Origin of the sequence: Desulforadius tongensis (assembly GCF_016907915.1) — a bacterium.
GTDB classification, from domain to species: domain Bacteria; phylum Bacillota; class Desulfotomaculia; order Desulfotomaculales; family Desulfohalotomaculaceae; genus Desulforadius; species Desulforadius tongensis.
Map to the genome: position 1 here is coordinate 1 of NZ_JAFBCW010000045.1, position 9,660 is coordinate 9,660.

A 9,660-nucleotide genomic window follows, 5' to 3' on the forward strand; every position below is an offset into this window, starting at 1 on the left:
GCGGACACCCTTGCCTTAAGCTAACGTTTACTGCTACCTTCAACGTTCGGGACTTTCACCCTATAGACATTGCCCATGCCGGGCACACATAAAAGCCCTCGCGGGAAAAATTCCCACGAGGGCCTCATTGCCAGTAATGATACACCCTTGTATCATTTCCATATACATTTGTTTTTAGTATATTCTTAACCTACTAATTAGTCAATACTTATTTTAAAATTTCTTCGGCTTCTTCTGCATCCACATCCATGATATACCTGATGCCGCTGATTTCGGAGGCTTCTTTGGTTAGGGCAGCAATATCATCCCGGGTAATGTAGTTCAAACCGAACTTGCGGGATCCGCACATAAATTGGCGCAGTCCTTGGGCCAAGCGTTCATAATAAGTGTACACACCAATAGCACCCACAGGCAGGTTATCAAATTCGTCACCAAGTTTATCTTTAAGTGCTGAAGCAGCAATAAATACCTGCTCCAAAGTTTCACCATACTTCTTGTACTCGGCGGGAATTTTACCGTTCTTAATGGCTGTACCGACAGTTTTGCCAACCATGGCCGCGGTCAGCGGTGAACGGGCCATACCAATGGCTTTAACGTAAGGGGCGCTCATGGCCAAACCTTTGTACATGTGGTCTTCTAAGGTAAAGCCGCCGGCAATAACCACCGGGGGTACATATCTGCCCTGGGCAGCCAGCTTATCCAGGTATTTAGTCAGCAGAGCCTGAATATAAACGGTAGGTACACCCCACTCGTTCATCATCCGCCACGGGCTCATTCCGGTACCGCCGCCGGCACCGTCTACCGTCAGCATATCCAGTTTAGCATCGGAGGCGTATTTAACGGCCCGGGCCAAGTCAGCGGGACGGTAAGCACCGGTCTTCAGTGAAATATATTTAGCACCGGCAGCACGCAGTTCTTCTACCCGTTTGTGGAACGCCTCTTCATTTACCATGCCGATGCGGGAGTGACGCTCGAATTCTTTAAATGCCCCAGCTTTGAAGGCTTCCTGCACCTTCGGATCTTCCGGGTCGGGCAGTACTATATAGCCCCGACTCTTCAACTCCAGGGCCCGTTCCAGGGTGTTCAGCTTAACTTCACCGCCGATATCCTTGGCACCCTGCCCCCATTTCAGTTCCACAAATTCAACACCCAGTTTTTCAATGGCGTATTCCTGCACACCCAGTTTGGTATCTTCCACGTTGGCCTGTACAGCGGTAAAGCCGGATTTCCCGTTATACCAGCGCTGGAAGTATTTAACGCGGTTTTCCAGGTTGGGGGAGTGTACCACCCGCCCGTTTTTAATTTCTACGTTGGGATCCATGGCACAAACATTTTCACCGATTACAATACCGGTACCGGTAAGGGCACAACCTGCAGCCAGGTGCTCCCAGTTTTCAGCAGCCACGTTGGTAGAACCCATGGCACATACCACTATTGGCAGGTCCAGCTTAACTTTGTTTTCATTACCCACTTCGGTTGTTAAATCCACCGCCGGAAAGATAGCTTTATCCGGGTCAGCCTCAATACCGTGGGCGCCAACAGCGGTGCCCATAATGTTAAAGTGGGAATAATCTACCGGGTAATCTTTTTCAGAAGCAGAAGTTGTTTTACCAAAGGGCGCCGGGTACAAAACTTCTTTACCGCGAACTGATGATTTACCTATTTCACACAGGCCCGGGCATCCGTCCAGGCAGGTAACGCACATACCGGAAAAGGGACATACACTGTTACCGGTACGAGCTTTGGTCATGGTGGCAGCAGTTGCGTTAATTCCTTTGCTAAAAGACATTTGTAAACCATCCTCTCCTTAATTTCTATTTCTCTATTTTCCCTTTGGTTTCATCCAAAGGTATTGGCATTAGTAATAAGTTAAATACTGTTCCAGTTCCCAGGGGTGTATTTCTGATTGAAACTTGTCCCATTCCTGGCGTTTGGCTTCTAAATAATTGTTGTATATTCGCCGGCCCAGCACACCGGCCACCAGGTCATCTTTTTCTAAAGCATCCAGGGCCTGGCCCAAGTTGCTGGGCAGGCGGGCCGGCATCACCTTGGGCTGGCCGTTGCCTCTTTCGGCCAGTTTATCCGGCGGTACCATGCCTTTGTCCACCCCATCCAAACCGCATTTAAGGACCACCGCTATGGCCAGGTAGGGGTTGCAGGTGGGGTCGGGGCTGCGCAGCGCTAAAACAGTATTCTCTTCCCGGTGGGCGGGCACTCTGATGCTGGTGCTGCGGTTTTCTTCGGACCAGGCAGCTAAGAACGGCGCCACGTCGCTGGGAACCAGCCGCTTGTATGAATTTACCAGCGGGTTGGTTATGGCACTTATGGCCCGGGCATGATGTATAACGCCGGCGATAAAGGCAAAGGCCAATGGGCTTAAACTCAACCGCCCATCCTGCTGGTAAAAGGCATTTTTATCATCTTTCCACAGTGAAAGATGCAGGTTCATACCGGAGCCGGCGTGCTGGGGCAGGGGCTTGGGCATAAAAGAAGCGTGCAGCCCATGACGCTGGGCAATGGTACGGACTACAAATTTAAAGGTGGCAATTTTATCCGCCATGGTCAGAGCATCATCTGCTTTGATAGAAATTTCATGCTGCCCGGGGGCAATTTCATGGTGCGATGAAGCAATATCAAATCCCATTTCTTCCAGGGTCAGCACCATATCCCGGCGGGCATTTTCTCCTAAATCAACAGGAGTTAAATCACAGTACCCGGCCCGGTCGTGGGTAACAGTGGTAGGCTTACCCCGTTCATCCAAGTTAAAAAGGAAGAATTCAATTTCTGCCCCCACCTGCAGCCGGTAACCAAGTTCTCCGGCTTCTTTTAAAGCTTTTTTCAGCACCCAGCGGGAACAGCCGGCAAAGGGCCGGTTATCAGGTGAATGCACATCACATATTAACCGGGCCACCGCACCCTCCCGGGGGCGCCAGGGAAAAATTTGAAAGGTGGTGGGATCGGGAATCAAATAAATATCTGATTCTTTATTTCCCCTCAGCCCCTCAATTACAGAACTATCAAAGGGAATACACCCTTCCAACGCCCGCTCCAGTTCTTCCACCGTAATGGCAATATTTTTAAAAACACCGTATATATCTGTAAACTGCAGGCGGATGAATTTTACATTATATTCCTGGGCCTTTTCCAACACATCTTGGGCAGTAAATGTGCGCACATTATTCACCAACTTTACATAATTTCTAAAAATATAGTCCGGCTAAAGCCCAGCACTATTTAAAAGTATTCGCTCCCTGCAAACAGGTGCCGGAAATACTAAAACAAAAAACGCCCCACTAAGCCTGCGTTAATACAGGCCCAGATGGGACGCCGTTGCCCCAAAGCTCGTTCTTTTTATCACACATTAATAATTATAATGTATGAAAATAAAGAATAGCAATAATGGGGACAAAATTATATTGTATACATAATTAATGCCTGCGCAAAGAACTTATTACCGCATTGGCCACCTTCACCATGGGAACACAGCGATCCATACTTAATTTGCGCAAATAGCGGAAAGCCTTTTCCTCACTGTACCCCTTTTGCTGCATAATCAATCCCTTGGCCTTTTCAATTATCTTTCTCTCTTCTACGGCCCGTTTTAATTTACGTACTTCTTCCTCCAATTCACGCAGTTTATGAAAATTATTAACCGCCACCTGGATGACCGCATCCAACATAAATTCACTCATGCCGGGAAAAACCAGGCCAAAAAAACAATCCTGTTTAAATTCCCGCACCAGCTGCGAATCATTCTCAGAAATAATTAACACCGGTGCAATCCGGTGTTCGTCAATTATCTTAATAACCTGCCTCCCCAACGCTGCTGATATCATGATAACATCCGGTTGGGTTTGAAAGATAACCCGCAGTCCCTTTTTGGCATCCGGCACATCCGCCACAACTATGTACCCGGCAGTATTTAACTGTTCTCTAAGTCTCCTGCGGCAGGTTTCACCAGGGGCTATAATCACTACCCTTATATCATACATGACAGGTACTCCCCATATTTATTAATGATAATATTGTATTACTTCTCTCCCCGGGGTCTTAATTCCTCCTGCAGCAGGGTAATACTGCGCATTTTGGCATCTCTCAGCTGCTGAAACAACTGCCGGGTGGATGGATCAACAATACCGGCCATCAGCCGGTTATACAGGCTGTGGTTTTCCATCTCCAGCCATAACAGATTGCGCAGCCATTGTACATCACCTTTATCACTGTCTTTTTTTAATGCGTCAAACATTCTGGCGTGGTGTTTTCGAGAACACTGCTCCAGTTCACTGAACAGCTTTTTAAGTTTGGGCTCATTTGTTGTGTCGGCAGCTTCGGAAAACACCGCCGCCGCTGCCCTTTCTTGTATTAACATTAAAAATAAAGCTGCTGTAATTTCTGTTTGATCGTTAATCAAAGTTCATCACCGCTTAATCTTTGTAACTAAAACACAGCTGCCCGTGCCCGTCAATGCTGGCAACATATACATCTTCCAGCCGGGCCACCCCCTGTTTGCTTAACTCCCGGCGCAGCCACTGCACATCATAATTAAGACGTTTAAGGTTATCTGTTAATATTTTTCCATCTTCAATCAGTAATGACGGCTGCACCACCGGCGACGTCTTGATTCCCAAATCCCCCGCTGTCACCGGCCAGAGTTCTGATTTAGGAATGACACTTATCCGGCCGCAGGTTTCTAATATGGCATAATCCACCTGGGACAGGTCTGATAAACCGGCACATCTCAACTCTGCCAAAAGCATCCAGGCCGGCACCAGGGCGCGCCGCATATTTTTTCTTATCACTTTACCATTTTCCACCAGCAGCACCGGCTGACCGGTAATTAATTTTGCAGCGGTAGTGCTGTACAGGGCCAGGCGGGATAAACTCAAGTGACAGGCCAGCACCGCCAGCATGGCAGTAATGGATTGTTCTAATTCCACACTGCCGTTTACCAGCGGGGCGGCGGCCAAGCCCCCAAAAAGCCATAGAAACATCAGGTCATAACCGGCAAAAAGGCCGCTGGTACGCCGGGGCAGCATTATATTGACAGTTAGAAAAATCCCCCCCACACCCACTGCCCGGAGAACAAACTGCCACAGGTCTGTAATTGCTATCACCACCATTAGTGACTACATACATATAGTGAACCGTTTTCCAGCAGGGCAGCAAAAAAAACCGCCCTGGGCGAGGCAAAGCCTTGTTTTTGCAGCTCTTTTTCCAGCCACCGGTGATCCAGCGCCAACCTTTTTAAGTTTTTTTCAATTACTTTCCCATCATAAACCAACTGTATGGGGGGGCAGGCCATTTTGGTCCCCAGGTTCAACTGCTGGCGAAACACCGGCCGGGCTTCCGCCTTTTTTACCACACTTACTTTGCCGGTGGCTTCAAAATAGGCATTTTCCACATTGTCCAATTTAAAAACACCGTTCAGCCGCAGCTGGCCCAGCAGGTTTTCAATGGTCATGTTAACTTTGCGCAGCTGCTTTTTCTCCATCTTGCCGTAACTGATAAGCGGAATCGGTTTATTACCTATGCGCTGGGGCAGTTTTAAATCCAAAAAAGACAGGCTTATGCCAATTACTGTTAAAAAAACTATCGCCACCAGCCCCAATGCCAGTGAGTTGGCGGGGTTTAATATCCCTGCCCCGGCAACACCCACAATACCGGCGGCCACAAGATAGTTATGCCTGGCCATAATTCCCACATGGCGAAAACGCAGCACTCTGGTGGCCACCACTATGGTCATGTACAGCACCACCGCCCGGAGCGCAATTAAAGGTAAAGGTAAACTGTCCGCCCCAAACCAAAAACCATGCCAGTTCAGTTAAATCACCCCTGCTTACTATTATGGCACGCAGAATAAAGTGAAATTCAATTATTGCTGCGGGAATAATTATTTACTAATAATTTTTATTTTTACTGCACTTTTTAACCCAATGCTCATATATTAATAACAAATATATGTCAACCAGGGCAAAGGCGCCATTTGGTTCGGAATTTATGCCGCCAATGGGGCCTTAAATTATTTTACGGGAGGATTTATTATGTGCGGAATAGCAGGATGGATTGACTGGGAAAGGGATTTAACTACACAAAAACATGTACTGGAAAAAATGACCACAACCCTGTCCCACCGCGGCCCCGATGCAGAGGGAACATGGCTGTCTCCCTGCGCCGCCTTGGGACACCGCCGGTTAACCGTCATTGATCCGGTAGGAGGCAGTCAACCAATGGTTCGCCAATTGGGAGACAGTACATACGTCATTACTTACAACGGGGAATTGTACAACACGGCAGAGCTGCGCAGGGAGCTGGAGTTATACGGGCATAAATTCCAAAGCCACTCTGATACCGAAGTGCTGCTGGTATCATTTATCCAGTGGGGGCCCTCATGCATTGACCGCCTGAACGGCATTTTTGCTTTTGCCGTTTGGGACCATAAAGAACAAAGACTGTTCCTGGCCAGGGACAGGTTGGGAGTTAAACCGTTATTTTATACCCACAGGGGGCGTACCCTGCTGTTCGGTTCAGAATTAAAAGCCCTGTTAGCTCACCCGGAGGTAAAGCCCCAAATAGATGCCGAGGGCCTGGCAGAGATTTTCTACTTAGGCCCCTCCCGCACCCCGGGACATGGTGTGTTTCGCAATATAAGAGAAGTTCGTCCCGGCCACTGCTTAATCTATGACCGCAGCGGAATACACATGCGCCGCTATTGGAATGTTAAAAGCAAACCTCACCGGGACGACCTTGATACCACAGCAGCCAAAGTACATGACCTTTTAAAGGATTCCGTACAGCGCCAGCTGATATCCGATGTTCCCATCTGCACTCTGCTGTCCGGGGGCCTGGACTCCAGTGCCCTGACAGCCTTTGCCGCTCAAAGCTTTAGCGGTCAACTGCATACTTATTCCATTGACTATGTAAATAACAACTTTAATTTTAAGCCAAACGAGTTTCAGCCCACTTTAGACGCCCCGTGGGTAAAACACATGTCCCGGTACTGCGGAACCAGGCACCACTATATAACAGTAGATACCCCCGAGATTGTAGATGCACTAACCAATGCTGTACTGGCCAGGGATTTGCCGGGCATGGCCGATGTGGATTCATCTTTGTACCTGTTTTGCCGGGAAATTAAGAAAAATGCCACTGTAGCCCTATCCGGCGAGTGTGCCGATGAAATTTTTGGTGGGTACCCCTGGTTTCACAGCCAAGAAGCCTTAAACAGCAGCACCTTTCCCTGGCTGAGGGCCCTACAATTCCGGACCAGTTTGCTGTCACCGGAACTCTTGCAGTATGTCAACCCGGATGAATATATAAATCAAAGATACCAGGACACCCTGGCCGAAGTGCCGAAACTGCCGGGGGAAAATGAACAGGAAAGCCGCAGGCGGGAAATGTTTTACCTCAACATACTGTGGTTTATGACCACACTGTTGGACCGCAAGGACCGCATGAGCATGGCCACCGGCCTGGAAGTACGGGTGCCATTCTGCGACCACCGGTTGGTAGAATACGTGTGGAACATACCCTGGCAGATGAAAAACTGGAATGGGCAGGAAAAGGGTATCCTGCGCAGAGCACTGGCCGGTATACTGCCCGAGGGCATACTAAATCGTCGCAAAAGCCCCTACCCTAAAACACACAACCCCCATTACCTGGCTGCGGTGCGCAATTGGTTAATACGTATTCTGGAAGATCCAGCATCCCCGCTGCTGCCGCTGGTTAACACCAATGCCCTCCGTTCCCTCACCCGGGTAGAAGGAGACACTTTTAACCGGCCGTGGTTCGGCCAACTGATGACCGGGCCCCAGCTGTTTGCCTACCTGTGCCAAATTGACACCTGGCTGAGGGAATATAAAGTGGAAATTTGTTAAACCGGCCACAAATTAACACTAATAACCTGTCATATACCGCATTGAAGGTTATCACCGGCAATTAATGTATAACGCTATTACAGAACACATAATTAATTAGGAAACGTAATATATAGAGCCTCTGGGCTCTTTTCTTTTTGCAACGTAATTGGCAAAGCAGGTGAGGTGATTAAAAGACCTGGTGGTCACAGTGGCCGCGGTGCTCGGAGCAATAAAACCTGGCTAGATATAAAAGAACACCAATAAAAGAAAAAGCGCTTTCTAAAAAAGCGCTAACCCAACGGGGGAGGGAAACCTCCCCTACCCAAAAATATTATATCACATCCAGCTCCAAAATATGATATATCGGGGCGTTTTTCTTTCCTGTCATAGTGCCGGGGTTTAACGGCACAGCATGGCATGACGACCGCCAGGGGAAAAAACTGGCTGCAGAGCATCCGGGTAATTCTTGAAGATATTCAGCTCACCAATGAAAACCTGCTGGAACTAAAGCAGTTTAAACCCAACGAACAGGTAATGGTGGAGATAAAGCCCCTGCAGTTGAGTTTTGATGATAGAGCAGAAGATAAAGAAATATTAAGTGGGGAAGAAAAAGAAGAATCGTCAGTGGTGGAAATAATTGAAGGAGAACCGGAAGACCTGCCCGAATCTCAAATATTAAAAAGCTGGAACTTTACCTAGAGGGGGTGGTGGGGCTGCTGTACCTCACCAAAGAAGAAATGGACACCCTTTGGAACGACCTGGCCGCAGCAAAGCTGGCTTTTGAGGAACACGGGAATAAAGAAAGAATGGAAAAGGCTGCCCAGCTGTTTGCCTTAATTACCTATGCAGACAAAGTGGGAATAGAGATAAAGAAGGATGGATTAACCGAAGAAGGTATGAAAGACCTGCAGGAACTGCCAGCATGGGGATTTTAATATGCTGGTTAAGCCTGTGCAGCTGGGCACAGGAGCGCGAAGCGTTAAGGGCGCAGATGCGCCTAGTTAATACAAGACATTTTGATAATGGCCTAAGAATAAGAAATTGGGGATAAGCGGAGGGTTAGAGCTAGGATAGATATTTGGAGCAATAAATTACGATCGATAGTTGATGGTAACGACAATCAACAAAGACTATTTTCTAGAAGTTTTAGAGAGCAACTTTTGCCAGCCAGCCTGTAACCCTGCCAACGCCCGGCCAAACCTGCCATCTGCAATCTTGCCTAATATCTTTCTCAACATTTTACCTACTTCCCGTTTTCTTTACAAACACCGAGCCGGCCCACCAGTCAAGGGCCGCGCCAGCGGGCGGATCAAAAAATTTTATCCTGCTTAAAATGCATACATGTAAAATTTTTTGTGCAGCGTACCCTTGACGGGTGGAGCTGCCGCCTGCGGCAGAGGCGAGGTATAATGAAAAGAGCGGGATGAGAGGCTGCTTTCTTCCAAAGTGTTAAAACCCCCGGCCCCAAGAGTGGGGCGGGGGTTGGGGGCAGGGGCTGAACTGGCCAGTGTGCCGCAGGCACTCTGGCTTAATTTGAAGCACTGCAGGTAAGAAAAAAGCCGGTGCTGTTTTTTGGCACTGGCTTAACCTATCTTGTAAAGGTTGATGCTGCAGGTAATTCCGCCCCCATACCGAGGCAGTTGCCCTGGCCAGGACATAAATCCCCGGCAGTTATACCTGGCCAGGGTATCTGCCGAACATGCATAGGTAAATCGAGTAGGGTAACGCCGCAGTAATTTGCTACGGCGTTATCCCTCTCACAGAACCGTACGTACGGGCCTCGTATACGGCTCCTGATAAACCT

General features: G+C 48.4%; 9 protein-coding genes. 3 read left to right on the forward strand and 6 right to left on the reverse strand.

The window, feature by feature from the left end; all coding sequences use genetic code 11:
• Positions 1 to 208 precede the first annotated feature (208 nt).
• From JOC37_RS12720 to JOC37_RS12745, 6 genes are all read right to left on the reverse strand, one after another.
• Positions 209 to 1,789, reverse strand: coding sequence for an FMN-binding glutamate synthase family protein (locus JOC37_RS12720; protein WP_204619485.1), 1,581 nt, complete (start codon positions 1,787 to 1,789; stop codon positions 209 to 211).
• Positions 1,790 to 1,858: 69 nt separating this feature from the next.
• Positions 1,859 to 3,175, reverse strand: a complete 1,317-nt coding sequence (gene glnA, locus JOC37_RS12725; protein ID WP_204619486.1) for a type I glutamate--ammonia ligase — start codon at positions 3,173 to 3,175, stop codon at positions 1,859 to 1,861.
• 253 nt (positions 3,176 to 3,428) lie between these two features.
• Positions 3,429 to 3,992, reverse strand: coding sequence for an ANTAR domain-containing response regulator (locus JOC37_RS12730; protein WP_204619487.1), 564 nt, complete (start codon positions 3,990 to 3,992; stop codon positions 3,429 to 3,431).
• Between the two features lie 38 nt (positions 3,993 to 4,030).
• The gene (locus JOC37_RS12735; protein WP_204619494.1) at positions 4,031 to 4,411 is read right to left on the reverse strand and encodes a hypothetical protein; all 381 of its coding nucleotides are present in this window, start codon (positions 4,409 to 4,411) and stop codon (positions 4,031 to 4,033) included.
• A gap of 13 nt (positions 4,412 to 4,424) precedes the next feature.
• Positions 4,425 to 5,120, reverse strand: coding sequence for a DUF421 domain-containing protein (locus JOC37_RS12740; RefSeq protein WP_204619489.1), 696 nt, complete (start codon positions 5,118 to 5,120; stop codon positions 4,425 to 4,427).
• The gene (locus JOC37_RS12745) at positions 5,120 to 5,743 is read right to left on the reverse strand and encodes a DUF421 domain-containing protein (RefSeq protein ID WP_204619490.1); all 624 of its coding nucleotides are present in this window, start codon (positions 5,741 to 5,743) and stop codon (positions 5,120 to 5,122) included. Before JOC37_RS12745 ends, JOC37_RS12740 begins: the two co-directional genes overlap by 1 nt.
• A 298-nt stretch (positions 5,744 to 6,041) precedes the next feature.
• Here JOC37_RS12745 and asnB point away from each other — a divergent pair, with 298 nt between their 5' ends.
• The 3 genes from asnB (at position 6,042) to JOC37_RS12760 (ending at position 8,791) form a co-directional block, all read left to right on the forward strand.
• A complete protein-coding gene (asnB, locus tag JOC37_RS12750; protein WP_204619491.1) occupies positions 6,042 to 7,874 on the forward strand; it encodes an asparagine synthase (glutamine-hydrolyzing) in 1,833 nt (610 codons plus the stop codon).
• A 399-nt stretch (positions 7,875 to 8,273) separates the two neighbouring features.
• A complete protein-coding gene (locus tag JOC37_RS12755; RefSeq protein WP_204619492.1) occupies positions 8,274 to 8,555 on the forward strand; it encodes a hypothetical protein in 282 nt (93 codons plus the stop codon).
• Between the two features lie 8 nt (positions 8,556 to 8,563).
• Positions 8,564 to 8,791: a hypothetical protein gene (locus JOC37_RS12760; RefSeq protein WP_204619493.1), complete on the forward strand. Its 228-nt coding sequence runs from the start codon at positions 8,564 to 8,566 to the stop codon at positions 8,789 to 8,791.
• Positions 8,792 to 9,660: the final 869 nt, after the last annotated feature.